General features: G+C 58.7%; 20 protein-coding genes. 10 read left to right on the top strand and 10 right to left on the bottom strand.

The window, feature by feature from the left end; all coding sequences use genetic code 11:
• Positions 1 to 60: 60 nt before the first annotated feature.
• Positions 61 to 513 (top strand): hypothetical protein, encoded by a 453-nt coding sequence (locus VXJ24_RS02995; protein ID WP_330971438.1) that lies wholly within the window; start codon positions 61 to 63, stop codon positions 511 to 513.
• Between the two features lie 213 nt (positions 514 to 726).
• Here VXJ24_RS02995 and VXJ24_RS02990 read toward each other — a convergent pair whose 3' ends face one another.
• Both VXJ24_RS02990 and lpdD read right to left on the bottom strand, forming a co-directional pair.
• Positions 727 to 1695 carry an IS1096 element passenger TnpR family protein gene (locus VXJ24_RS02990; protein ID WP_330971437.1) on the bottom strand — a complete coding sequence of 323 codons (969 nt, stop codon included), beginning with the start codon at positions 1693 to 1695 and terminating at the stop codon, positions 727 to 729.
• A 105-nt stretch (positions 1696 to 1800) separates the two neighbouring features.
• A complete protein-coding gene (gene lpdD / locus VXJ24_RS02985; RefSeq protein WP_330971436.1) occupies positions 1801 to 2190 on the bottom strand; it encodes a prenylated flavin chaperone LpdD in 390 nt (129 codons plus the stop codon).
• Between the two features lie 144 nt (positions 2191 to 2334).
• Here lpdD and VXJ24_RS02980 point away from each other — a divergent pair, with 144 nt between their 5' ends.
• Positions 2335 to 3468 (top strand): M20 metallopeptidase family protein, encoded by a 1134-nt coding sequence (locus tag VXJ24_RS02980; RefSeq protein ID WP_330971435.1) that lies wholly within the window; start codon positions 2335 to 2337, stop codon positions 3466 to 3468.
• Positions 3469 to 3471: 3 nt separating this feature from the next.
• Here the strand turns inward: VXJ24_RS02980 and VXJ24_RS02975 are convergent, their stop codons facing one another.
• The 5 genes from VXJ24_RS02975 to VXJ24_RS02955 form a co-directional block, all read right to left on the bottom strand.
• On the bottom strand, positions 3472 to 3909 hold the full coding sequence (locus VXJ24_RS02975) for a hypothetical protein (RefSeq protein WP_330971434.1): 438 nt from the start codon (positions 3907 to 3909) through the stop codon (positions 3472 to 3474).
• A 173-nt stretch (positions 3910 to 4082) separates the two neighbouring features.
• The gene (locus VXJ24_RS02970; protein WP_330971433.1) at positions 4083 to 4829 is read right to left on the bottom strand and encodes an energy-coupling factor transporter transmembrane component T family protein; all 747 of its coding nucleotides are present in this window, start codon (positions 4827 to 4829) and stop codon (positions 4083 to 4085) included.
• Positions 4822 to 6621, bottom strand: coding sequence for an ABC transporter ATP-binding protein (locus VXJ24_RS02965; RefSeq protein ID WP_330971432.1), 1800 nt, complete (start codon positions 6619 to 6621; stop codon positions 4822 to 4824). The genes VXJ24_RS02970 and VXJ24_RS02965 overlap by 8 nt, the downstream gene beginning before the upstream one ends.
• 115 nt (positions 6622 to 6736) lie before the next feature.
• Entirely contained in the window at positions 6737 to 7288 is a 552-nt protein-coding gene (locus VXJ24_RS02960; protein WP_330971431.1) for a tryptophan transporter, read from the bottom strand.
• Positions 7289 to 7357: 69 nt separating this feature from the next.
• Positions 7358 to 7924, bottom strand: coding sequence for a hypothetical protein (locus tag VXJ24_RS02955; RefSeq protein WP_330971430.1), 567 nt, complete (start codon positions 7922 to 7924; stop codon positions 7358 to 7360).
• Positions 7925 to 8393: 469 nt separating this feature from the next.
• Here VXJ24_RS02955 and VXJ24_RS02950 point away from each other — a divergent pair, with 469 nt between their 5' ends.
• Positions 8394 to 8756, top strand: a complete 363-nt coding sequence (locus VXJ24_RS02950) for a hypothetical protein (protein ID WP_330971429.1) — start codon at positions 8394 to 8396, stop codon at positions 8754 to 8756.
• On the opposite strand, the gene VXJ24_RS02945 is transcribed toward VXJ24_RS02950, so the two are convergent.
• The 3 genes from VXJ24_RS02945 to VXJ24_RS02935 all read right to left on the bottom strand — a co-directional run bounded on the left by VXJ24_RS02945 (position 8750) and on the right by VXJ24_RS02935 (position 13263).
• Positions 8750 to 10132, bottom strand: a complete 1383-nt coding sequence (locus VXJ24_RS02945; protein WP_430623808.1) for an Nramp family divalent metal transporter — start codon at positions 10130 to 10132, stop codon at positions 8750 to 8752. The genes VXJ24_RS02950 and VXJ24_RS02945 overlap by 7 nt on opposite strands.
• Positions 10133 to 10144: 12 nt before the next feature.
• Positions 10145 to 11968: a magnesium transporter gene (locus VXJ24_RS02940; protein WP_330971428.1), complete on the bottom strand. Its 1824-nt coding sequence runs from the start codon at positions 11966 to 11968 to the stop codon at positions 10145 to 10147.
• A gap of 638 nt (positions 11969 to 12606) precedes the next feature.
• A complete protein-coding gene (locus tag VXJ24_RS02935) occupies positions 12607 to 13263 on the bottom strand; it encodes a helix-turn-helix domain-containing protein (RefSeq protein ID WP_330971427.1) in 657 nt (218 codons plus the stop codon).
• A gap of 322 nt (positions 13264 to 13585) precedes the next feature.
• Here VXJ24_RS02935 and VXJ24_RS02930 point away from each other — a divergent pair, with 322 nt between their 5' ends.
• From VXJ24_RS02930 to VXJ24_RS02900, 7 genes are all read left to right on the top strand, one after another.
• Positions 13586 to 14860: a hypothetical protein gene (locus tag VXJ24_RS02930; RefSeq protein WP_330971426.1), complete on the top strand. Its 1275-nt coding sequence runs from the start codon at positions 13586 to 13588 to the stop codon at positions 14858 to 14860.
• A gap of 169 nt (positions 14861 to 15029) precedes the next feature.
• Positions 15030 to 17180, top strand: a complete 2151-nt coding sequence (locus VXJ24_RS02925) for a hydantoinase/oxoprolinase family protein (RefSeq protein ID WP_330971425.1) — start codon at positions 15030 to 15032, stop codon at positions 17178 to 17180.
• Positions 17181 to 17278: 98 nt separating this feature from the next.
• Positions 17279 to 17911: a hypothetical protein gene (locus VXJ24_RS02920; RefSeq protein ID WP_330971424.1), complete on the top strand. Its 633-nt coding sequence runs from the start codon at positions 17279 to 17281 to the stop codon at positions 17909 to 17911.
• Positions 17898 to 19241, top strand: coding sequence for an FAD-dependent oxidoreductase (locus tag VXJ24_RS02915; RefSeq protein ID WP_330971423.1), 1344 nt, complete (start codon positions 17898 to 17900; stop codon positions 19239 to 19241). The genes VXJ24_RS02920 and VXJ24_RS02915 overlap by 14 nt, the downstream gene beginning before the upstream one ends.
• A gap of 547 nt (positions 19242 to 19788) precedes the next feature.
• Positions 19789 to 20628: a DNA-processing protein DprA gene (locus tag VXJ24_RS02910; protein WP_330971422.1), complete on the top strand. Its 840-nt coding sequence runs from the start codon at positions 19789 to 19791 to the stop codon at positions 20626 to 20628.
• 248 nt (positions 20629 to 20876) lie between these two features.
• Positions 20877 to 22373: an ATP-binding cassette domain-containing protein gene (locus VXJ24_RS02905; RefSeq protein WP_330971421.1), complete on the top strand. Its 1497-nt coding sequence runs from the start codon at positions 20877 to 20879 to the stop codon at positions 22371 to 22373.
• A gap of 123 nt (positions 22374 to 22496) precedes the next feature.
• Positions 22497 to 23657, top strand: a complete 1161-nt coding sequence (locus VXJ24_RS02900; protein WP_330971420.1) for an iron-containing alcohol dehydrogenase — start codon at positions 22497 to 22499, stop codon at positions 23655 to 23657.
• The last annotated feature ends 350 nt before the right edge of the window (positions 23658 to 24007 follow it).

The following is a 24007-nucleotide window of genomic DNA, read 5'->3' as shown; positions in this document are numbered from 1 at the left end:
GCAATAAGTATCAATAGGCTAACATCTTCCCGTCGCTTATTGAGACGGGAGTGTCGGCATATGAAGAAGCCAAGTACGAAAGCACGCCTTGCAACCGATATCGTCGTGGCGGTGTTTCTCATCGTGACCTATCTGACAGGCCATGCAGATCCCCATGTGCATGCGCTCTTCGGCTTCCTGCTGGTCGCAGCGGTTGTCGTGCATGCCGTGCAGGCACACAGGAAGGTCGTGGCAACGACACGCAACGTGGCGAAGAAGTCCATGAACAGAGAGACGAGGCTCGACTGCTGCCTTGGCCTTGCGATGGCAGTCTTTCTGATCGCGGCGCTTCTGAGCGGCGGTGCGCTCATGCATATGCGCATGGCGGAAGGTCTCAGCTTCGACGAGGCGGCATCTACGCCTCAAGGCATCGTGCATATGTGCTCAGCTGTGCTCTTCCTCATCTGTGCGATTGTGCACATCGTGCTCAACAGGGCAGGACTCGACAAGCTGCTGCCCGCCAAGAAGGCATAGAGCATATTCTGGGGACATCCTGCGAAGGGACGGAAAGGCCTGCAGGCTTTACCGTCCCTTCTCTTTCTGACGATGCATTAAGGCCATCCCTCGAGCAGGCATTGCCATACGGCAGCGCTTTTTGGGTGATCGGCCATAGTCGACAGAAAGGGCAGCCTGAATCGATTATGGCCGATTCAGGCTGCCCTGGCATAAGACTGAAACCCCGTGCCTCTACTTCTGCGGGAAGGTCAGGATGTCAGCTCCTCCTGAAGTTCCTGTCTCGAGGCTGCCTTCTTCCTCTTCACTATCACCTCTGCTTGCCCTGTACCAGTGCTGCATGCGCTCATTCACCTCATCGAGGTCGAACGGTCCGTAGTTCTCGGTGCCAGCCCAGGTCACCGCACCGTCGTGGTCGGGATCCGTGACATCGGAGAGCGCTGACAGGAACTCCCTGAAACCGTAGGAGCCGCCCACATCTTCCGGAGGCGCTGCTCCTTCTCCTGCCGTGCAGCAGGGGAGGGTGCCCGGATAGGAGCGGATCGTCTCTGCGAGATGGATCGAATGCAGCCAGGAGTCGCCGAAGTCGTACTCATAGACGGCGTTCTTCGTTCTGGGGAACACCTCGTCGATGGTCATTGATTCCGCATCGACTGGCCCATTATGGGCGATGGCCGCGAAGGCCTCTCCTGCACCGTCTGCATCGCTCACAATCTCGATCTTTCTGCCGTGCGTCGTGAGGCGGAATTCGAAGAGATGGGAGTCTTCCCAGAGGAAGGCCGACTGGATGATTTCATGGAACTGTCCGAATGTGATGTGCTGCGGTACGACGATGTCGCGCCAGCAGGTGAGGTCGTGTCCGAGATCGAGCACGATATGGAACTTGAAGGCAGGGTTCTGGCGCTTCTTCTCCTGCTTCTTCGAGCTTGCGGCTACGGTCGTGAAGATGTCCTCCTGGAAGGCACTGAAGAGTTCCTTCATGAACTCGCCGGTGGCAGCACCTGCCGGCGTGAGCTCTATGCGCCCTGCAGGGTCCTTGGATACGCGGATATAGCCGCTGCGGACAAGGTCTGCGAGCGCCTCTCTTGAAAGTGTCCCGGTGCTTACCTGCTTCGTCTTGCTGCCTCTGCCCTCCGCCTTCGATGTCGCGGCGAGATACATGAGCGTGAGCATATCGAGCAGATCCCTGCTGTCTGTGTCCATTGCACGTGCCTCCATCCGGTCATTTCTGCATTTCATGATAGCGGGGGCAAAGATAGGTGCACCTGAAAGTGGCGGGAGATGGCCTTGCGCGCTGGCGGACGGACGCTACTGTGCAGTATCTGCGAAGAAGGGGGCGCACGCTTCTTCCAGCGAGGAGATGAGCTTTTTCGTCGTGGCAAGGACCTTCTGGATATCCTCGTCGGACGCTGCCTCTACATGGAAGCCGCAGCTTGCCGCAACGGGCACCCGGAACTTCGTGGCAAGGGCTGCCGCGATATCGTGAGCAGGCATCTCGTCTCTGTGACAGGGGACGGCAAGGATGCTCACGGTAGCCGTGCGGTCATGCTCGGGCCTGGGTATTGCCTGTGCCGTCGCGCCGAGATGGGCATAGCCCGGGGTGAAGGCCGTGACTGTGATGCCGCGGGGCATGAGGACAGCCACTGCCTCGAGCGCAAAGCGGCCCTCTCCTGCTGTGACACACCTGATCTCTGCCATAGACTGCCTCCCTGCTCTGAGTCTGCACTTGCGGCTATCCCATGATAGGCCACGCGCCTTCCATTTCGGGACAGCGACAGTGCTGCCATATCTCTCAGAGCCGTTCCATAATGGCTCGAAGGTGTACAGGAAGAGAGGATACGCATGGATGATGCATTCTGGGATGAGATCGCCACTTTCCGTCATGACCTCCATGCCCATCCCGAGCTTTCGGGCAGAGAGGTTGGGGCGAAGCGGCGGATCCAGGATTTTCTTTCCTCCCATACCTCGCTTGATGCAGAAGATTACGGCAGCTGGCTTTCTGTGCGCTTCTGCCCTGAAGGGGCAGAAGGCGTGGCGCCTATCGCCTTCCGTGCCGATATGGATGCTTTGCCTATAGATGAGACGATCTCGCTGCCTTACGGCTCCACAGTCCCGGGCGTCGCACACAAATGCGGGCATGACGGACATATGGCAGCGCTTGTGGCAGCCGCCTGCCTGATGGAGCATGATGCCGCCATCAGACGTCCTGTCTATCTCGTCTTCCAGCCAGCAGAGGAGACAGGCGAAGGCGGACATGCCTGCGCAGCATGGCTTGCATCCCAAGGTGTCCGCGAGGTCTATGCCTTTCACAACCTGAGCGGGCATGAGGAGGGTGCCGTGATGGTGAGAGAGGGCATGACGCAGCCGGCATCATGCGGGCTCACGTTTGCCTTCGAGGGAAATGCTGCCCATGCCGGGACCTCTGAGCTTGGGACGAATCCTGCACCTGTCCTTGCGCGCATGCAGCTTGCCGCCGAGAAGCTGGATAAGAGCAAGGAAGGGAAGCTCCAGTTCGCGACCACGGTGGGCATGACTCTGGGAAGCCATGACTTCGGGATATCTCCGGGAAGAGGAAAGATCTCGTTCACGCTGCGCGCTGGGGAAGATGAAGGCCTTGCACGCATGGAAGAGGAGCTTGGGAAAGAAGCGCATGAGCTCGCAGAGCGCTTCGGGCTTTCTGCGTCTAGAGAGAAGCGCGACCCCTTCCCGGCAACCGTGAATGACTGGCGTGCAGCGGAGAAGGTGCGCGCCAGCGCCCGTGAGCTTGGATTTGTGCAGGAAAAGCCGTCTGAGCCCTGGCGGCCGTCTGAGGACTTCGGCTGGTATACGAAGCTTACGTGTGGGGCACTCTTCTATGTCGGAAACGGGGAGACGTGGCCCGCTCCTCATGACCCGGCCTATGACTTCAACGACCGGATACTTCCTGTTGCAGCCGGGATGTTCGTGAAGCTTGCTGAAGGGATGCCGCTCCTGTGAGCCTCAGGCGTTCTGGTGCGAGTGTCCGCTGTCTCTGAAGCAGAGCAGGATAGCGAGCACTGCCATCGTGCTCAGGGCAAGTGCAGGGATATCGCCCAAGCGGAAATTTGCGAATCCGAGGAAGAGCCCGGTGAGATGCAGGATGAGCCAGCTCGCCCATAGAATCGTGCCGAACGATTTCAGGTCATTCGAGCGGGCTTCCGAAGGGTGCATCCAGACAGCAAGCGCCCATGTGGCGTGGACGGCAGGAAGCAGCGGCATGGTGACTGCAATGAAGAGGCGCAGGGGCGAATCGACGGTGCCTTCCGCTACCGGGCCGAGAAGGGTGCTTGCAGAGATCAGCGCAAAGGCAATCCAGAAGAGGGCCACATGATAGGCATGGAACGTGGCACTCCGGCGCAGGGTGAGCGTTGAAGCGGTATAGAGGATGAAAGCCGACATGCCGGTGATCATCGCCGGCAATGAAGGTGAACCCATAGATGAAGCCCCCACCAAACAGCACACTTCGCAGCATGCTGGCCCTATTTATGCAGTACCCAATTGAGCAGCTGTTCTATTTATAGCACTTTCTGAATACCGAATGAGGACGGACGATGGCGGGGGCGAAGAGCTTCCTAGAAGAGGACGCCGAGGACGATCAGAAGCACGCAGAGCACAAGGACGCCCTTGTCATCTGCTGCCATGGGGTAGCGCTTGAAGCTGCTCTTGCGGGTCCTCAGATAGAAGCCGCGCTGCTCGGCTGCGAGCGCTGTGGCGTCGGTCTTTCCGACCGAGGTCACAAGCAGGGGCACGCAGAGTGGAAGCATGAGCTGGAGCTTCTTGATCGGGTTCTTCGTGTCGTATTCCACGCCGCGGGCACACTGTGCCTCCATGATGGAGTTCATCTCCTGGGAGAAGACCGGCACGAAGCGGAGTGCTGTCGTGAACGTGAAGGCATAGCGGTAGGGAATATGGAGCACCTCGACGCAGGCATTCGCGAGGTCGTTGAGCTTCGTGACGGAGAGCATGAGGATAAGGGGAAGCGCCACGCCCAGAAGGCGCAGGCAGGCCTTCGAGCCTGTGATGAGGCCTGTGCTTGTCATCCACAGGAAGACCGGTTCGCCCGTCCTCACGAAGGCGGTCTGCAAGAGGAGCATCACGACTGCGATAGGAACCAGGAGCTTCATGAGCGAGAAGAGCTTGCCCTGGGATTTGGCATAGAAGCCGAGTGCGAATGTCAGGACCAGAAGGCCCAGAAGCATCACGTAGGTGTCGGAGAGGAAGGTTGCCACGATGATGGCAGCAGCGATAGCAAGCTTCGTCACCGGATTGAGCCTGTGGAGGAGCGTCTTGCCCGGTACATAATCAATAACATTAACCACGCTGGACCATCTCCTCGGTAAGGTCGACGATGCCGGAAACCTGGCTTATGCCGGCAAATGCAGGACTGATGGTGTGCGAGAGCACCTGCGAGAGCTGGACGATCTGCGGCGCCTCGATGAAGGCTTCCTTCATGAGGGAGGTGTCGCTGAACATGTCGAGCGCGGCGCCACGGTCCAAGATCCTCCCGTTTGCCATAACGACCAGACGCTCTGCGAAGTCGGAGACGACCTCCATATCGTGGCAGACCATAATGACAGCGCAGCCGCGATTGGCCATCTCGGAGACGGTGTCCATGACAGTCATGCACTCGCGGTAGTCAAGGCCGCTTGTCGGCTCATCGAGGAGCACGACATCGGGCTCCATGACGACGACAGAGGCCAAGGCCACGACCTGGCGCTGGCCACGGGAGAGCGAGAACGGAGACTCCTTCTCGGGAAGGCCGAAGCGCTCGATCACGCGGAGTGCCCGCCTCTTTGCTTCCTCCTCATCAATCCCCTGGAGCTCGAGGCCAAAGGCCACCTCGTCCAAGACCGTATCCTTGCAGAGCTGGTAGTCGGGGTTCTGGAAGAGCGTTGCGCAGTGGGCTGCGATGCGGCTTGTCGGAACCTCCTTCGTCGAGAGGCCGGAGATCCTGACCTCGCCCGAGGAGGGCTTCAGAAGGCCGTTCAGGAGCTTCGTGAGCGTCGTCTTGCCGGCACCGTTCTGGCCGACGACGGCGACCATCTCGCCGGGATAGACGCTCATCTCGAGGTCTTTCACGGCAGCGCCGCCGTTGGGATACTGGAAGCAGACGTCGCGGAGCTTGACAACTGGCTCTGCCCCTTCTGCATGGGGCCTGGCTGCCACGACGTGCTTCGAGCCCTGGCGGAAGGATCCCTCGGCCGGAGCAGTTCTGGAAGCCTCAGGGATGAGGCGCTCCACGATGGCAGCAGCCTCCTCCACGGTGAGGCAGGGCTTGCCTTGAGGAAGCAGGCCATCCTTTGCGAGGCTGTTGTAGACGCGGGCGACACGGGGAGAGTCGACGCCGATGGAGCGGAGCTTCTCGGCATGGGCAAAGACCTCGCGGGGCGTGCCGTCGAGCAGGAGCTTGCCCTGATCCATCACGAGGATGCGGTCGCAGTACTTGGAGAGAAGGGCTACCTTCTGCTCGATCACGACGACCGTGACACCCTGGCGGCGCACTTCTTCGAGCGTATCGAAGACAAGGGTCGAGGAGGCAGGGTCGAGGGCGGCTGTCGGCTCGTCGAGCACAAGGACACGGGGCCTGAGGGCCAGGATGGCGGCGATTGCGACCTTCTGCTTCTGGCCGCCCGAGAGCGTTGCGATCTCGCGGTCACGCAGATCGGTGATGCCGACAGTTGCAAGCGTCTCTTCGATCCTGCCTTCGATCTCTGTATGGGGCACGCCGAAGTTCTCGAGGCCGAAGAGCATCTCGTCCTCGACGACGGAGGCGACCATCTGCGTATCGATGTCCTGGAGGACCGAACCTACAATCTGGGAGATGTCCGTGAGCGTGATGTCGCAGGTATCCTTCCCATCCACGAGCGTCGCGCCGAAGAGCGTGCCCTTGAAGTGGTGAGGGATGGCGCCAGACATCACGGATGCGAGCGTGGACTTGCCTGCTCCCGAAGGCCCGATGATACCGACGAACTCGCCGGTGCCGATCGTGGCCGTGATATGGGAGAGTGCCGGCTTCGGAGCCTCTGTGCCGTCGGATGCGGCCGAGGCGTAGGTGAAGGAGACATCCTTGAGCTCGATGATGGGCTGGGGCGTATTCGTGCTTTCTGCCATGCTGCCCTTTCTTGCTTGCTGCTTCATATATATAAGTGCATGCATGGAGCATGCCGTGGTACAGAAGAGGGCCGCAGGTGCTCCTGCGGCCCTCTCTATGGTAGCTGATGGAATCCTAGCGGTTCAGGACCTTATTCAAGGGGAAATAGAGTGCCTGGACGACGATTGCGTTGAAGACGGCCGTGCCGAGGACAAGCGGGACCTTCACGGCGACCGTCGCAAGAGCTGCTCCCATGATGAGGGTGCCGGCAACAGCGAAGAGGGCGCCGGAGAGGAGTGTCGTCACGAAGGCAGCGACAAGCGGGGTGACATTCCTGCCGGCGACCTTGAGGTCGAGCTTGATGAGGGCAGCCATGGCCAGCGCAGCGACGAGCTCGGTCACGAAGTTGAGGCCCGGAATGGAGGTCGTGAACTGGATGACGGCTGCGGAGATGAGGCCGAAGATGGCAGCCTGCTTGAAGTCAGCCTTCGTGAGCAGGATGGCAAGGGCATAGGAAGCGATGATGAACTGGGGCTTGATGCCGACCATCGCAAGCGAGTTTCCGACCGTGAGGTTCAGGATGAAGCCTGCGGCCAGAAGGACGGCCAGAAGGATGAGGGACGTGACATCGGTGCCGGTGTGTGCTGCTGCGGTGACGGTGCGTGCCTGGGAATTCGTGTCTGCCATGATGCTCTTCTCTCTTGCTGACTCTGTGTTCTGATCGATGTGATCTGATAGCTGCTGCGGATAGATGCCTTATGCCTCGACCTTGAGTGCCTTGCAGATCGGGAAGTAGAGGGCCTGGACAAGGATTGCGTTGAAGATGCCGGTCGCGAAGACGACGGGGAGCATGGCAGCTGCGAGCTGGGCAGCAGCGCCGACCATTGCGATGCGGATGAGCATGAAGATGACGCCGGAGACGACGGTCGTGACGAAGGTGCCGATGGCAGGGGTGATCTTCTTGGCGGAGCCCTTCATGCCAGCTGCAACGATGACGGACATGAGCATGGCGGCAACGCCTTCAGCTGCGAAGTCGACGAAGGGTGCGGTCGTCGTGATCTGGATGACGGCTGCGGAGATGAGGCCGATGATGAGGGCCTGGCCGACGTTCGGGCGGATCACGAGGATCGTGAGGCAGAAGGCCGAGATGATGAACTCAGGAGAGATCATGCCGCCGGAGACAGACGATATTGCCTTGCCGACCGTAAAGTTCAAGATGAAGCCTGCCGCCAGAAGGACTGCAAGAAGGACAAGTGCGCGGACATCGAGCTTGCCGTGGTCCTCGGTGGTGATGGTACGTGCCTGCTGGGTGTTTGCTGCCATGATGGATCTTCCTTTCGAATGGAACTTCTGAATTGCTTGCTTGATGGGATTGGACAGACAAAAAGAGGGCCCCGGTCATACCGGAGCCCTCAAAGATTCGCGTATGTATCATGGCGCGAGAGACTCACGATTGACCGATCGTATTCACATCGCGCCACCACCAGTTCATATTCATGTTGTCTGCGGTGTAGACGATGTGAATCATCTCTGGCGCTCCTCTCAAATCGAATCAATGTCCAGATTGCCTGGACGTCTTGTTTGTTGCGCACACTATAAGCCACAGCCATCTTGGGATGCAAGCAAGATTGTGTAAACGCTTTGTTTCACGTAGCGGGGTGGACCTACGGCTTCAGGAGATGGAGCTGGCGCTCCATCTTAGAGGAAGAGCTGACCGCTGAAAAGAAGATGCCCTGCTTGCTGGGCATGCTGGGTATATCCATTCGGAATGAATGAGAAAGGGGATTCAGCCATGGAACAGAAGATCCTGAAGCTTCTGGGAGCAGTGCTCGTCATCTTCATCGCAATCGATCTGGTCTTCCAGATAGCGGAGCAGCTTGGAACGACCGAGCGTGCCATTGCCTGCTCCATCGCGATCGTCCTTATGGCAGGCTTTCCCATCATCGTCCTGCGGGCAATCTTCGGCCCTGGCATCTGGATCGTGCGTGGCTTCTGGCCAATCCTTACGGTCCTTGTCTTCTGCTTTGGCATCCCTCTTGTCATTCAGGGAATGCAGGGCACGCTTGATGGCAGCGCGGCAGCAGCGCTTGTGCTGCTGCCGGCGTTCTTTGCCATTGCAGCGAGCTTCAAGGGGATAGGCGGAGGTCCTCAGTAGCCCATGGCCTGAAGGATGAACATGATGACTGTGAGGATCGTCACGGCAATGACGATGAACCAGGTCAGGGCGTTCCAGATGCGGCCATTTGCATGCCTGCCCATCACATAGCGGTCAGAGGCTATGAGCACCATGCAGACAAGCAGGATTGGCAGGATCACGCCGTTGATGACCTGGGAGACCATCATGATGCCGAAAAGGTCGACATTCGGGATGCAGCAGATGGCAGCAGAGGCAATCGTGATGACCGTGATGATGCCGTAGTAGGCAGGAGCTTCCTTCCAGCTGCGGTCTGCTCCGCGCTCCCAGCCGAAGGCTTCGCAGACGGCGCTTGCCGTGATGCCTGGAAGCACACAGGCGGCAAGGAATGACGCGCCGACGAGACCCAGAGCAAAGAGGCCTGAAGCATACTCGCCTGCAAGCGGCTCGAGCGCCTTGGCTGCGTCAGCTGCGGTATCGACGGAGATGCCTGCCGGGAAGAGCACCGTTCCTGTCGTCATGATGATGAACCAGGTCACGACCTCTGCAGCAATGGCGCCGGAGATGTTGTCGGCACGCTGGGCCGGGATGTCTGAGGCATCGAGGTTCTTCTCCACGACGTTGCTTGACACCATGAAGATCATGTACGGCGAGATGGTCGTACCGATGTTTGCAACGAGGAGCGAGATGTAGGAAGGATCGTTCGATACCTGGGGAATGATTGTGGCGCTGAGCGCTGCTCCCCAGTCAGGCTTTGCCAAGACGCCGGAGACGATGTAGGTGAGGAACACGGCCGAAAGGGCAAGGAGGATCTTCTCGATCTTTCGGTAGGAGCCGCCGATCGTGAGCATCCAGCAGATGAGGGCAGAGACCGGCACGCTTGCGATGATGGGCACATTGAAGAGCTGCATGCCCGAGGCGATGCCTGCAAACTCGGAGAGCGTGACTGCGAAGTTCGAGATGATGAGGGCAATCATGGCAAGGGCGGAGATGCGGACGCCGAACTGCTCACGGATCAGGGAGGCAAAGCCCTTGCCGGTTGCACATCCCATGCGGGCAGATGTCTCCTGGACGACGATCAGAAGAAGGCACATGAGCGGCACGGTCCAGAGCATGCCATAGCCATAGGACGCGCCCGTCGTGGAGTAGGTGGCGATGCCGCCCGCATCGTTGCCGGCAAAGGCCGTCAGGATGCCTGGCCCCATAGAACCGAGGATGGCAAGGATGCCTGCCTTCTTCGCGACATCGTGGCTCTTCTTGGGAGCTGCTGAAGACGTCTGGGACGTGGAGCTGGAAGAGCTCTGAGAAGCCTTGGGGGCATCAGACTGCTTCTGTGCCCTGGGTGCGGGAGCCTGAGGCGCTGCCGGTGCGGCAGCCATGATCTTCTTTTCCGTCATGCATACGCCTCCCTAGATTCCCATGCTCGCGAGAGCGATTGCAAGGAAGAGGACGATGGCGACAGCCATGTAGATGATGGCAAGGGTCGTGCCGGAGGTCTCGAGGTTGCGCTCGTCGCGGGCGCGCAGGACCTTGAGGGCTATGGGCGTCGTCGCGAAGCAGACAAACGCCGCGGCTGCTGCTGCAGCCACGCCCTTCATCGTGTACTGCATCGGAGCATCCATGATGTTCGCGATGATGGAGGTCGCGATGAGGGCCACAAAGATTGCGATGATGAGGCCGAGGCCGACGCCCTTGAACACCATGCCGAGCATCGAGGGAGCATCCTCGTCGTCGGAGTCGTACTCGAGGAAGTTCTTCGTCACGAAGGCAGCAGCGTCGTTTCCTGCAATGACCGCAACCGGCATGCAGAAGGAGACAAGCGCGATATCCTGCCAGGGCAGGCGGGTGTGGAAGACGGCAGCAAGGATGGCAACGCCGAGCATCCAGACGAAGAACCATGCCTCGTTGCGCATGAGCCAGGCAAGGTCTCCCGTGCGTCCTTCTGCTGCGGTGTCGTTGTGGCCGGCGCCTGCAATCTGCAGGTCCTCGGCGTGCTCTTCGTTGAGGACATCCAGTGCATCGTCGACCGTGACGTTGCCGAGCAGGTGTCCCTGGTCGTCCACGACTGGCATGGCAAGGAGGTTGTACTTTGCGATGTCCTCTGCGACATCCTCCTGGTCATCATCCGGATTGGCGGTCTTCAGGTCCTCGATATCGGCAATGTCCTTGAGGTGGTCCTCATCCTTGGCCAGCAGCAGGGCATTGAGCGACACGGCACCCGTGAGCTTGTCGTCCTTGTCCTTGATATAGATGTAGTGGATGGTTTCGAAGTCCTCATCGAGGTTCGAGAGCACCTCTACAGCGTCTGCCACCGTATCGTTCTCGAAGAGGTCCACGACCTCCGACGTCATGATACGGCCGGCTGTATCTTCCTTGTAGCCCAGGAGCTGACGTACTGCGCGCTGCTCCTTCACGCCCATGAGGCGCAGGAGCTTCTCTGCCTTGTCGTAGTCGAGCTCGCCCACGAGCTCTGCTGCATCGTCCGGGTCCATCTCGGACAGCATCTGCGATGCGTCCGTATCGTTCATGGAGGACATGATGTCGGCGGCAATCGTGTCATCGTCGAACTCGGCGATGGTGCCTGCCTTCTGCTCGGCATCGAGCTGGGCGAAGACCTGGCCACGAAGGCGCGGATCGAGGCGTTCGATGATGTCGGCGATGTCTGCCGGATGCATATCGTCGAGCGTCTTGTGCGTGACCGAGAGCTTCACGTCGGAAAGGTCGCGGTCCAGAAGGTCCATGTAGTTCCAGGCAATGATCTTCTCGGGGATGGTCTTGCCCATGGCCTTGGCGATCTTGAGCACAGCATGCTCGAGCTTGGGGGAGAGCGTGCGCAGAAGGCCGCGAGCTCCCACCTCGGCGCCCAGAAGGCGCAGCTGCGAGGAGTTCGTGTCAGAGAGCTTCAGATCGTTTACGCGCACGACACGGACGCCACGCGTATCGACAATCTGCTTGTTCAGGAGGTCGCGTGCAATCAGCACCTCGTCCGGCTGGAGGTAGCTGAAGCGGATATCGGTCTTGACAACCTTCAGGCGCACTTCGTTCTCGTTATACGTGTCGACATACTTGCGCCACGAGAGCATGAACGGGGTGCGGCTGGGGCCTTCGATTGCGAGCGAGGTGACACGCGGAAAGACTTCACCTGTGGCAATGCCCAGATCGTTCACGCGGCCGATGTTTTCGCCCTTTGCGTCGTAGACCGGATTGCCCAGGAGTTGGGACAGATAGATCATAGGTGCTCCTTGGTTCGGATTGTTGTTTGGGGGTACCCCGCGGCACAACTCGCAAGAAGCACCGAGGGGTCATCGACTGTGAGGTCGAGGTTTCATCAATGACCCTTTCTCTGCATATGTATTGCTTGGCTGCTGGCTCATGCCCAGCGATACTCGCATTGTACTCTCCAATTCCGCCAGATTCTGTCTTGCTCTTTCAAGCTTTTGTCAAGAAACATCGTTTGTGCGCATGGATAGCTGCTCTTGTGCCTTTCTGTGGCACTGTTCGTAATTTGAAAAGGCAGGCAACAAGAATGTTGCAGGTTCGGCAACTGTAGATGTTGCTGACACCATCCATTCGGGTTTGCTGCCTATCATAAATTGGTATCATTCGGACGGTTCCAGGAAGCACCCACCCTGCAGATCTGGAGCGCCTGTTCCCGGATAGGCAGACATCCGGGAGGTACTGGTTACGTACGTTTGATCAAGTCTCGAAGCGGGAGTCCACCAGCTCCCAGCCGAAACAGGAACTACTCCCCTTGACCGACGCTGCCCAGAGATGCCCCTCCGACTGAACATACGTAATCAGTGCCTGAATAGTCCTGCTAGGCGGCTGCTATGGCAACTGCCATTCTTTGTCCGCCGAATGGCGCATTGCTTCAAGATTCTTCGTTTTCCAGAAGCTCTTCCATCGTGCAGCTGAGAGCCTGTGCGAGCGCAAGTACGCTTCGTGCCTGTGCATGGGATATGTCCTTCTTCCTCTGCTCATACTGCTGTATGGAGCGGAGCGTGACGCCGGAAGCCTTGGCCAGTCCTGCCTGAGACAGGCCGCGTTCGCGCCTGATGCGAGCAAGGTTCGTCGCTGTGCTCTCATGGGTCTCGGGGACAGAGATTCTCTGCACGACCTCTGCCGGGGGAAGCTTGGCATAGTCTGCATGGAGCTTGCGGAGACGCTCTTCTGTGAGCGTGCGGAAGACGGCAGGGAAGGGAAGGCCTGTCTCCCATTGATAGCGGCAGACAAGCTCCGCTTCCCATCTGAGACGTCCGGTCTCCTGCTTCGAGAGCCTCTTCTCGTTCATGAGGAGGGTATCGATAGAAGCATCCTCATTCACATCGAGAACGAGCTCGATAGCAGATCCGCCAATCTCTGGATGTGCATCGGGGCCTGTGCAGGTAGCGGCGACCGAAGAGTTCGCGAAGCGCCGATAGAAGCCTGCTGCACCTTCGGGCAGGCATTTCTCTGCAAACTCGAACGCCTTGCCAAGCGTGCTGATGACCTGAGGCAGCTCCTTCTCGTCGTATGCCTTGCCTGCCATGCGCCCTCCAAAAGATGTGTATGAAAGATGGAGAAACGGTTACGGGTTTTGCCGTTCACCGGTAAAACGCCGATGAACAGATGCAAAAGAGCAGGTATCTCCAAATGTTTTCAGATATATCTCTTTAGAGTCATAGTACCCTCCGAGCTGAGATTCTGCTGAATATGCAGCACCGAATGGAGCTTTCTTCACTCCGAATGGCACTTTTCCGCTCAGCGGTACTCCAATTCCGATACCAGACAGAGCGTGCTAGCATCCGGCCCATGCTGAGGCTCGGTTCTGCTGCAATGGGGCGGCGGAACCCAGACAGAAAGGAGCGGGCATGGCAACATTGCAGGTCATCCTGATCTTCGCCATCTTCATTGCAGGCGTTGTCCTGATGATGACAAAGAAGCTGCCGGCTATCCTGGCACTGCCCTTGATGGGCATCCTGATTGCTGCGGTTGCAGGCGTGCCGTTCGTATCGGCTGATGCCGATACCCAGTCAATCACGGACTTCGTGCTCTCCAAGGGCGCCGTGAAGCTGGCAGGCACAATCTCTGTCACGATCTTTGGCGCCATCTTCGCGAAGGCCATCCAGAAGGAGGGCATCTCCGACGCAATCATCCGCAAGGCAGCAGAGCTTGCAGGCGACAAGCCGACGGCCATCGCCCTCGCCCTGACCGCTGCTATCGCGATTATCTTCACTGCCATGAGTGGCGCTGGCCCGGTCATCATGGTCTCCCAGATCGCTATCCCGCTGTTCCTCTCTGCTGGCATCGAGCCGGTCGTGGCAGCAAGCCTCATCCTGTTCGGCCTCAATATCGGCCTGCTCTTCAACGTCTCCCAGTACCAGCTCTACGTCGATACCATCGGCATGGACATGAACGTGATTCTCTCGACCTCTGCCGTCATGGGCGTCATCTGCGTCATCGTCACAATCGTCTACATCGTCGTGAACACCCGCTCTGCCAAGAAGAGCGCTGCCTGGGCTGCCAAGGCTCCGGCCAAGACTGATGTGAATCCTGTCGCTCTCATCATGCCGCTCGTGCCTATCGTGCTTGTCTTCTTCCTCAAGTGGAACGCCGAGACAGCACTCCTGATCTCGATCATCGTGACCGTCCTCATCACGAAGCCGAAGGAGGCCATCCAGGTCCTCTCGAGCTCTGTCGTCGAGGGCATCAAGGATGTTGCCGGCGTCATCGGCCTCATGATGGGCATCGGCATCCTTCTGAACGGCGTCTCTGCCACCCAGACCTCGTCGCTCATGCAGCCGATCATCTCTGCCATCGTCCCGTCGAACCCGATTGTCTACGTGATCCTCTTCACGATCCTCTCGCCGCTTGCGCTCTACCGTGGCCCGCTCAACATGTATGGCCTCGGCTCCGGCCTTGCAAAGATCATGGTCGCCGCAGGCACGCTTTCTGCTTCGGCTGTGGGCATGGCACTGCGTTCGACCTCTGTCGTCCAGTGCGTGTCTGACCCGACCAACACCCAGAACGTTATCGTTGCGGATTACGCGAACGTCGACGTCAACGATATCCTGAAGTCCACGCTTCCGTACACGATGGTCATGGCATTCTTCATCCTGCTCTATACGGCAATCGCACTGTTCTAGAGTGGCCGCTTTCCCGGGCGCAACAGCGCCCGGGAGGCTCTGATTATGCGCGTTCGATTTACCTCGAAGCAGAAATATCCCAGTCCTCGCTTAGAGGGGCTGCTGCCCAGAGGCCCCCTTCCAGTCGAACGCGCATAATCAGGACCAGAAACGAGGGAGGATACACGCTATGGGACACAGACAGGTCCGCATTGGCATCGATGTCGGCGGAACATTCACGGACGCCGTCGTCGTCGACAACGAGACCTATGAGATCGTCGCGAAGGTGAAGGTTCCTACGACCCACCATGCAAAGCAGGGTGTGGCACAGGGCATCGTCGATGCCATCCGCAAGGTGCTCGACGAGGGTGCCATCGCACCGGAAGATGTCGTCTTCATCGCACACGGCACGACCCAGGCGACCAATGCCCTCCTCGAAGGAGATGTCGCACGTGTCGGCATTGTCGGTATGGGCAAGGGAGCCGGCGCGGGCCGTGCCGGTACCGAGACGACAGTCGGCAATATCGAGCTGGCACCGGGAAAGTATCTCGAGACCGAGCACGAGCTCATAGATTCCGCGAAGCTTACCGATGGGGCGATGGAGGCTGCCATCTCGGCGTTGCGCGAACGTGGCTGCGAGGTCATCGTCGCTTCCGAGTCCTATTCGGTCGACGACCCTACCGACGAGCAGGCAGTGGTCCAGAAGGCTGAGGACATGGGCATGGTCGCGACGGGCGGCTATGAGATCTCCCAGCTCTATGGCCTGGCGGCACGTACCCGCACGGCTGCTGTCAATGCCGCCCTCATCCCGAAGATGATGGAGACGGCAAACATGACCGAGGACGCCGTGAAGGGCTCCGGCATCGAGAAGCCGCTCATGATCATGCGCTGTGACGGCGGCGTCATGTCGATCGACGAGGTCAGGAAGCGGCCGATTTTGACGATGCTCTCCGGCCTTGCGGCAGGGGTGGCAGGCGCACTCATGTACGAGAAGATCACTGACGGCATCTTCCTCGAGGCAGGTGGCACGTCGACCGATATCTCTGCCATCAAGGATGGCAAGGTCATGATCAAGAACGCGACAGTCGGCGGCCACAAGCTGTATCTGACCTCGCTCGATGTCCGCACGCTCGGTATCGCCGGCGGCTCCATGATCAGGGTTGAGAACGGAAAGCTCCTCGATGTCGGTCCCCGCTCTGCGCATATCGCTGACCTTGCCTATGAGGTGTTCACGGATGCAGACAAGATCGTCTCGCCCGAGCTCGAGCTCATTGCGCCGCGCGAGGACGACCAGGCTGACTATGTGGCCGTGAAGTGTGCTGATGGCAGCAAGGTCGCGCTTACGCTCTGCGGCGCGGCAAACATCCTGGGCTATGTGCCAGAAGGCGACTATGCACACGGAGACGTAGAAGCTGCACGCAAGGCCTGGCAGCCTCTTGCGGATGTCTGTGCAACGACGGTGGACGATATCTGCCGACAGGTCATGGATTGTGCCATGAAGAAGGTCCAGGCAATCGTCCAGGGCCTCATCGATGACTACGGTCTGAACCCGAACCTGATCTATCTCGTCGGAGGCGGCGGCTCCGCATCTGTCGTGGCACCTGCCCTGGGCGAGCGCATGGGCATCCGTCACCGCATTGCAAAGAACGCCCCTTACATCTCGACCATCGGTGTTGCGCTGGCGCTTGTGCGCGAGCAGATCGAGCGCAACGTGCCGAATCCTTCTGAAGAGGATATCCGCCGCATCAGGCATGATGTGCTTGAGGTCATCACCCGAGCTGGTGCCAATCCGGAGACCGTGGATATTACGGTGGAGATCGACTCGCAGAAGAACATCCTGCGTGCCACGGCGACCGGAGCAACCGAGCTTCGCACGAAGGACCGGGGCTCTGCTGCCAAGACGGAAGACGAGCTCAGGAAGATCGTCGCCGAGTCCTCAAGCGTCGATGCTTCAGCCGTGGAAGAAGTGGCAGCGACGGGCCGCTGGCATGTGTTCTGCGCCACGACCGTGAAGAAGGCGTTCTTCGGTCTCGTGAAGTCAAAGAAGCAGGAGATCCGTGTCGTGGACGAGGAAGGCGTCATCCGCCTCCAGAAGAACGATGCGAAGGTGCTCACGTTCACGAAAGACGAGCTCGGCGGTTCCTTCAGCGAGTTCGTGGACAGCATGACGCTCTATACGGATGCAGGAGCCACGCTGCCGAAGACCTATCTCTTCTTCGGCCAGAAGATGAGCGACCTCTCGGGTGTCCTCAACAAGGAACAGCTCATGGGTCTGGCTGAGATGGAGCTCGAGTTTGCGGGCGACGATCAGGAGATCGTCGCTGTCGCAGCCAAGGACTAGCAGTGGCTGCCGCTTCGTCAGAAGGCGCCTTCGCCAGGCTTCTCCAGGAAGCCTCTGTCCCAGAGCTTGCGTTTCTGCAGCTTGAACAGGATCCCCGTGTGCAGAGGCTCCTTCCTGGCGAAGCCAGCCGCATCGTTTCTCAGGCGCTTAGCGCAGGCGAGGAGGCAGCGCGAGCTGCGAATGCGGACGGAAGCGCCACCTCTGCCTCAGACTTCATTGCTAGTCACGGCGGAAAGCTTGTCCGGGTACAGGGGCAGAAGGTGTCGGCTCCTGGCATCCATCTTGCGGCGCTCACGCAGGAGGCTCGAGATGGCAGCATCGAGGTCACGCTCTTTGAAGATGCGCTCGAAGAGAAGACGGGAGTCCTCGCCTTCTTCGACATGCGGGGCCTTGCGGTGCCAGATCTTGCTGCGCTCGAAGAACTGACGCTCTGGCATGAAGCCTTCCATGTCATCGACTTCAGGCAGGATGGAAAGCTTTCTGCAAAGGCGAGCACGGGGAAGACAAAGGTGCTCTTCGGCACAAAGGAGTGCAGGATAGGCTCAGCTGCTGAAATCTCAGCCCACAGCTTTGCCTGTACGGCTCTGGGAGGAAAGATGATGCTCGACCCCTGGAGGTGCGACGCTCTGTACCTTGCAGTGGTGGGAGAGATCACGGAAGAGGAGCTGGCACTTGAGCTTCAAGATGCCAGAATGCTCATGGAAGAAGGGAGACGGGATGGAGACCTATAGGTTCGGCGCAGAGGATATCGAAGTCCTTGGAACCTGGGATACGGTCGTTGTCGGTGGCGGCACGGCAGGGGCTTCCTGCGCAATTTCGGCAGCCAATGGCGGCAACCGCACACTCGTCGTGGAAGCAGCGTCATCTCTCGGCGGTTCTCCCTCCCAGGCGCTTGTGACGCCGATGATGCCGTCATATGCGCCTCACGGAAAGAACCTTCATGAGATCGAGCGGCGCCTGAACGAGGCTGGCATCGTGACCCGCGAGGACGGGGATCGGATGGGCTACATCTGGACCACGGCTGAGAGCTTTGCCTGCGTGCTCGAGGATATGCTCCAGGATGCTGGCGGAGAGGTGCTCTACGATGCGCCGCTTGTCCGCGCGGATGTGAAGGACGGGAAGATCTCTGCCATCGAGGCAATGACAGTAGAAGGACCCAAGGCAATATGTGCTGCTCAGTTCGTGGATGCTACAGGCGATGCGGTGCTCTCGCGCCTTGCGGGCGTTCCCTGCCTTGCAGGAGACGATGACGGGAACAACCAGATGAGCTCGCTTCGCTTCGAGATGGGCGGCATTGATGTCGACTGCTACCGCAGGTATTGCCTGTCTCTTGGCGATGAGTTCAGCCCTCTTGTGGATGGCTATTTCTGGGAATCTGCCATGGTTGCAGGACGCGGCTTCAAGCTCGAGCCGCTCTTCCAGAAAGGCGTTGAAGCAGGCATCCTGGAGCCGTCAGATCTGGTCTACTATCAGTGCTTTTCGCTTCCGGGGGAGCCGGGATGCATGGCATTCAACTGCCCGCATCTGCCCGATCTCAAGAAGAACAGCTCCGCGCTTGCCAGGAGCCAGGCTCTGCGTGAAGGAAGGCAGCGGATTCGCCGTCTCGTGAAGTTCCTGACGGCCTATATGCCAGGCTTCGAAGATGCCTATCTCATACGCATCGCTCCCATGCTCGGCGTGCGCGAGAGCTGGCGCATCCAGGGAAGCTACGTGCTCGATGTGGACGATTACGTGAAGCGTGCGAAGTTCGATGACGCAGTTGCCAATGGCACCTGGTATATCGATGTGCACTCCGCTACCAAGGGGCTCGTGCATATGGAGAAGTACCAGAAGGGGGAGTACTATCAGATTCCCTATCGCTGCCTTACGAACAAGACGATAAGCAACATGCTGACAGTGGGCCGCTGCATCTCTACGAGCTTCCTCGTGCAGGCATCTGTCAGGATTCAGCAGACCGTCATCGATATGGGAGACTCTGCCGGACGTGCCTGCGCGAGAGCCAAGAAGCAGCAGATGCCGCTTTCCGAGCTTGATGGCACGGGATTGCTGGTGGCTGAGTAGCCCGAATTCCCGATCTATAGTGCCGCCTGTTCTTCTTGTCGGAGAACGGGCGGCATATCATTTTATTGACTGCCATGAGGGGCAATGCGTGCTGCATAGCGGTAGCTGGATATCGGTGCTTCCGCCGTCATTCCATGCTTCTGCAGCTCTTCTGAGGAGATATCCTTCTCATCATCCCAGACGGCTTTCCATTCTCTCTCGCTGACCCCAACTCGTCGAAGAGATTCATCTGCGGATGCTCTGAAGGCTGGAAGGTTCGATTTCGGCGGATGGGCTTGACGGAGCTCTGCCGTGTCGTCCTGGAATCCGACAACGAGCTGCATGTCTGACGGGGGCTCTGGATTTGCGGTGCGGCGAAAGCTTGCCTTCGTGCAAGCCTCTGCAACGTAGGGTTGCAGCTACTGCGGGAAACATCTATGAGTGTAATAGAACAATTGTACTATACAGCAGGTGCATGAGCCGTTAGAATGGAGGTACGAGAGTATAGGGGTGCGACATGGTGCCGGCAATCAGCGAAGAAGGAGTCATTTCGCCCTATAAGGAGCTCATGGCATACGAGTATCTGTATGCTGTCGAAGGAACTTCCCGAAGCAAGGTATCGAACCTCATTCAGCGAAATGGTGGGTTTCCGAGCACGGCTGCTGATGCAATCGACGGTATCGTTCCCGACGAAGAAAAGCGTTCCGAAGTAATTCGGTATGTAAAGGGAAGGCTTGGAACATTTTCTGTCCTGGTGGATGGAACACCGCAGTTTCCGCATGGCCTGAGGGCACAGAAGAATCCGCTCCCGGTCTTCTACTATCGCGGCGATATCAACCTGACGCAGTCAAGATGCATTTCTGTCGTTGGCACTCGCCATCCTAGCGAGCGTGGCGAGCATGCGGCGCATCGCATTGCTGCTGCACTCGTCCGGCATGACTTCACCATCGTCGATGGACTTGCGACTGGCATAGATACGGTAGTAGCCAAGACAGCTCTGGAAGCAGAAGGCAGAATCATCGGTGTCATCGGTACGCCGATAGATAGATATTATCCTAAGGAGAATGAGGACCTGCAGGAACTGGTGGCTACGGAGCATCTCCTAATTAGCCAGGTGCCCATCTATCGCTATGATCATCAGTCAATCAAGACACAGCGCTTCTACTTTCCGGAGCGCAATATAACCATGGCTGCCTTGTCCGAAGCTACTGTCATCGTGGAGGCAGGCGAAACCAGCGGAACAAGGACGCAGGCAAGGGCGTGCATCGAACAGCACAAGAAGCTTATTTTGCTGCCCTCCGTTGTCGAGCAGACAACTTGGGCTGCGAAGATGGTTGAATACGGTGCGGTTCTGGCGAGCTCAGTTGCTGAAGTGCTCACTACGATCGGATGCAATTCAGCTGACTGAGATTGCAGAACACGGATGCTTGTATCATTGGGATGAGAGAGGCTTATTTCAGAACGGCTTGCTGCGAGGCGAGTCTTGTACCTTGTATAAGACTGTGCTACACTCTCTTGGCTGCATAGGGCAGAGATGCTGCTCTCCGAGGAAAGGAATGGAGCCTTGCGCAGGTAGACACTGCTCTTCATGAGCATACGGGAATTGTTCGCCAGGACACTCCTGTGTCCCCTGTCCTTGTGTCTGCGAGGTCCATCATGCAGCTTTCTCTTTCTCATGTGACATATTGCTATCCCGGCTCCGTCAATTCTGTCTTCTCTGACATATCCTGCACGTTTTCATCTGGCTGGCATGCCGTTATCGGTGCCAATGGCTGCGGCAAGACAACGCTTGCCCGCATCATTTCCGGCGAGCTCGAGCCTGATGAAGGAACGGTGACCAGGGGCCTTGTGACGGCCCTCTGTGCGCAGGATGCCACTGCCGAACCAGCAGATCTTGCCGACTTCGCCTGCGACTGGAGCCCTCTGGCACAGAAGGTGCGCCGCACGCTTGCGATAGAGGACGACTGGCTCTGGCGCTATGAGACGCTCTCTTCAGGCCAGCAGAAGCGCGTGCAGATTGCCTGCGCTCTTGCAGCAGAGCCCGATGTATTGATTCTGGATGAGCCGACCAACCACCTTGATGCACCGTCACGCGAGTTTCTGCTGGAGACGCTCCGTGATTTCTCCGGCATAGGCCTGCTGATCTCCCATGACAGGACGCTTCTCGACGAGCTGGCCACCTCCTGCCTCTGCTTCGAGGCAGGAGGCATCAGGATGCGGCCTGGAAACTACAGCGCTGTTCGTGAGCAGCAGATGCAGGAGCATGATGCATCGCTCCATGCAAGGGATGCAGCCAGAAGGGAATACCGCCGCCTTGCCCAGGAGCAGCAGAGGCGCCGCGAGGAGGTGGACCGTTCTGCTGCAAAGCGGAGCAGGCGCAGCCTCGATCCCCATGACCATGACAGCCGGGAGAAGATCGGCCGTGCCATCGTCTCGGGCAAGGACCGGAAAACTGCAGACAAGGTCCGCCAGCTCGACCAGCGCATGGATGGTCTCAGCAAGAAGGCAGGAGCCTCGGTTGCGCAGAGCTATGACGGGGAGCTGCCAGCCTTGGGCGTGCGCTCGAAGAGAAACACCGTGGCGCATCTGGATGCACAGACGATTCCTTTCGGCGATGCAGGATATGGACTGGAGATTCCGGAGCTCTTCGTGGGACCGGACGAGCATATAGCTGTCGTCGGACCCAATGGCGCCGGCAAGTCGACGCTCATCAAGGCGCTCGTGGCAGAAGGCATCCCTGACGGCGTGAAGGCAGTCTATCTGCCGCAGGAGCTGAAGGCAGAGGAGACAGAAGAGCTGCTTGGCCGCCTGCGCGGGCTTGACCGCGCAGAACAGGGTGCGGTGCTCTCCTTGGCAGCACAGCTCAATGCAGAGCCTGAGAGCTACCGTACAGGCAGCTCGGTCAGCCCAGGCGAGCTCAGAAAGCTTGCCCTCGCCTTTGCGGCGCTCGACGGGGCAGAGCTCCTTGTGCTCGATGAGCCGGCAAACCACCTCGATGTGCATGCCGTGGAAGCGCTCGAGCGCTTCCTTGCGGGCTTTGCAGGGGCGCTTGTCCTCGTCTCCCATGACCGGCATCTTGTCGAGGCAGTCTCTTCTGCCGTCTGGCGCACGGAATCTCTGCCCCCTGGGGGAGCGAAGCTCCTTCTTTCATAGATATGCATACAGCTCTTTGGCTCATACAGGCATCCATTTGGCTGCGAGGCGTTTCTGTGCAGGATGGATGGGTACAGTGGAGACTAAAGCAAACGGCAGAACCATGCCGGCTAAGGAGTAGCTATGTATAATTTCACGTTCCATGTACCCACGACCATCCACTTCGGCAAGGGCCAGATCTCGCACCTCGCAGATCTTGCGGGATACGGCAAGAAGGTCCTTCTGTGCTACGGCGGCGGCTCCATCAAGCGCAATGGCATCTATGACCAGGCGACAAAGATCCTCTCCGATGCGGGACTTCAGATCTTCGAGCTCTCCGGCGTCGAGCCGAATCCGCGCATCCAGACCGTGCGCGCAGGCGTCGAGCTCTGCCGCAAGGAGTCCATCGATATGGTCCTCGCAATCGGCGGCGGCTCCACGATTGACTGCGCAAAGGTCGTCGCAGCCGGTGCCAAGTACGAAGGCGATGCCTGGGATCTCGTGATTCATCCTGAGCTCATCAAGGCAGCGCTTCCGATCTTCTCGGTGCTCACGCTTGCTGCTACAGGCTCTGAGATGGATGCCTTTGCCGTCATCTCGGATATGACAAAGAACGAGAAGTGGGGAACGGCTGCTGAGTGCCTGAAGCCGACCGTGTCCGTGCTCGATCCGACCTACACGTTCTCGGTCCCGGCACGCCAGACCGCAGCTGGCACGGCGGACATGATGAGCCACACATTCGAGAACTATTTCTCGATGGATGATGGCGCATACGTGCAGAAGCGCATGGCAGAGGCCCTGCTCAAGACCATGATCCACTATGGCCCGATTGCCCTTGAGAAGCCGGATGACTATGATGCCCGTGCAAACCTCATGTGGGCTGCAAGCCATGCAATCAATGGCCTTGTCGGCGAGGGCTGCGCTCCTGCCTGGTGCGTGCACCCGATGGAGCATGAGCTTTCTGCCTTCTACGATATCACCCACGGTGAGGGCCTTGCTATTCTTACGCCTGCCTGGATGGAGCATGTCCTCTCCGAGAAGACGGAGAAGCAGTTCGCGACCTATGGCCGCAATGTCTGGGGCCTTACCGGCACCGACGATGCACCGGTTGCCCGCGAGGCCATCGCTCGCACCCGCCAGTTCTTCACGGAGACCATGCACATGCCGGCAACACTCCATGAGGTGGGAATCACCGATGAAGAGCACTTCGATGTGATGGCCCAGAAGGCAGCAGATGGCTCGAAGGGCTCGTTCGTGCCGCTCACGAAGGAAGACATCGTCGAGATCTATCGCGCTGCGAAGTAATGAGAATCATCTGATATGCAGGAAGGGAGCTTGCTTTCGGGCAGGCTCCCTTCTTGTGAACACCTCTCTAGGCAAGATTTGATGAAGACCCATTAGCATGGGAGCAATCCGAGATAGCCAAGACCTCTTGCATCTGCATCTGGCCTGCGTGCCAGTGATGCGGCGTTGAGCAAGCTGGCTCGGGTCTGTTCGCTGGCATGCGCCTGAATGTCTGGCATCGGAATATCCGATAATGGCTGAGTACCTCCGGCATAGTTAGGCTCCCTGAACTGCAAACGGCTTAGGCAAGCTCGCAGGAAGCTTCGGCTGGACCGTGGCCGTGGCTGCGATGCCGGAGAGCGGGACATGCA

This window comes from Olsenella kribbiana, from assembly GCF_036408795.1.
Classification (GTDB): domain Bacteria; phylum Actinomycetota; class Coriobacteriia; order Coriobacteriales; family Atopobiaceae; genus Olsenella_L; species Olsenella_L kribbiana.
Note: the sequence above shows the minus strand (reverse complement) of the source record. Positions and strands in the feature narration are given on the sequence as shown.

Excerpts from the sequence above, each read along its gene's own strand:
- VXJ24_RS02995 (WP_330971438.1), top strand. The coding sequence starts at position 61 with ATGAAGAAGCCAAGTACGAAAGCACGCCTTGCAACCGATATCGTCGTG.
- VXJ24_RS02990 (WP_330971437.1), bottom strand. The coding sequence starts at position 1,695 with ATGGACACAGACAGCAGGGATCTGCTCGATATGCTCACGCTCATGTAT.
- lpdD (WP_330971436.1), bottom strand. The coding sequence starts at position 2,190 with ATGGCAGAGATCAGGTGTGTCACAGCAGGAGAGGGCCGCTTTGCGCTC.
- VXJ24_RS02980 (WP_330971435.1), top strand. The coding sequence starts at position 2,335 with ATGGATGATGCATTCTGGGATGAGATCGCCACTTTCCGTCATGACCTC.
- VXJ24_RS02975 (WP_330971434.1), bottom strand. The coding sequence starts at position 3,909 with ATGTCGGCTTTCATCCTCTATACCGCTTCAACGCTCACCCTGCGCCGG.
- VXJ24_RS02965 (WP_330971432.1), bottom strand. The coding sequence starts at position 6,621 with ATGGCAGAAAGCACGAATACGCCCCAGCCCATCATCGAGCTCAAGGAT.
- VXJ24_RS02960 (WP_330971431.1), bottom strand. The coding sequence starts at position 7,288 with ATGGCAGACACGAATTCCCAGGCACGCACCGTCACCGCAGCAGCACAC.
- VXJ24_RS02955 (WP_330971430.1), bottom strand. The coding sequence starts at position 7,924 with ATGGCAGCAAACACCCAGCAGGCACGTACCATCACCACCGAGGACCAC.
- VXJ24_RS02950 (WP_330971429.1), top strand. The coding sequence starts at position 8,394 with ATGGAACAGAAGATCCTGAAGCTTCTGGGAGCAGTGCTCGTCATCTTC.
- VXJ24_RS02945 (WP_430623808.1), bottom strand. The coding sequence starts at position 10,132 with ATGACGGAAAAGAAGATCATGGCTGCCGCACCGGCAGCGCCTCAGGCT.
- VXJ24_RS02940 (WP_330971428.1), bottom strand. The coding sequence starts at position 11,968 with ATGATCTATCTGTCCCAACTCCTGGGCAATCCGGTCTACGACGCAAAG.
- VXJ24_RS02935 (WP_330971427.1), bottom strand. The coding sequence starts at position 13,263 with ATGGCAGGCAAGGCATACGACGAGAAGGAGCTGCCTCAGGTCATCAGC.
- VXJ24_RS02930 (WP_330971426.1), top strand. The coding sequence starts at position 13,586 with ATGGCAACATTGCAGGTCATCCTGATCTTCGCCATCTTCATTGCAGGC.
- VXJ24_RS02925 (WP_330971425.1), top strand. The coding sequence starts at position 15,030 with ATGGGACACAGACAGGTCCGCATTGGCATCGATGTCGGCGGAACATTC.
- VXJ24_RS02915 (WP_330971423.1), top strand. The coding sequence starts at position 17,898 with ATGGAGACCTATAGGTTCGGCGCAGAGGATATCGAAGTCCTTGGAACC.
- VXJ24_RS02910 (WP_330971422.1), top strand. The coding sequence starts at position 19,789 with ATGGCATACGAGTATCTGTATGCTGTCGAAGGAACTTCCCGAAGCAAG.
- VXJ24_RS02905 (WP_330971421.1), top strand. The coding sequence starts at position 20,877 with ATGCAGCTTTCTCTTTCTCATGTGACATATTGCTATCCCGGCTCCGTC.
- VXJ24_RS02900 (WP_330971420.1), top strand. The coding sequence starts at position 22,497 with ATGTATAATTTCACGTTCCATGTACCCACGACCATCCACTTCGGCAAG.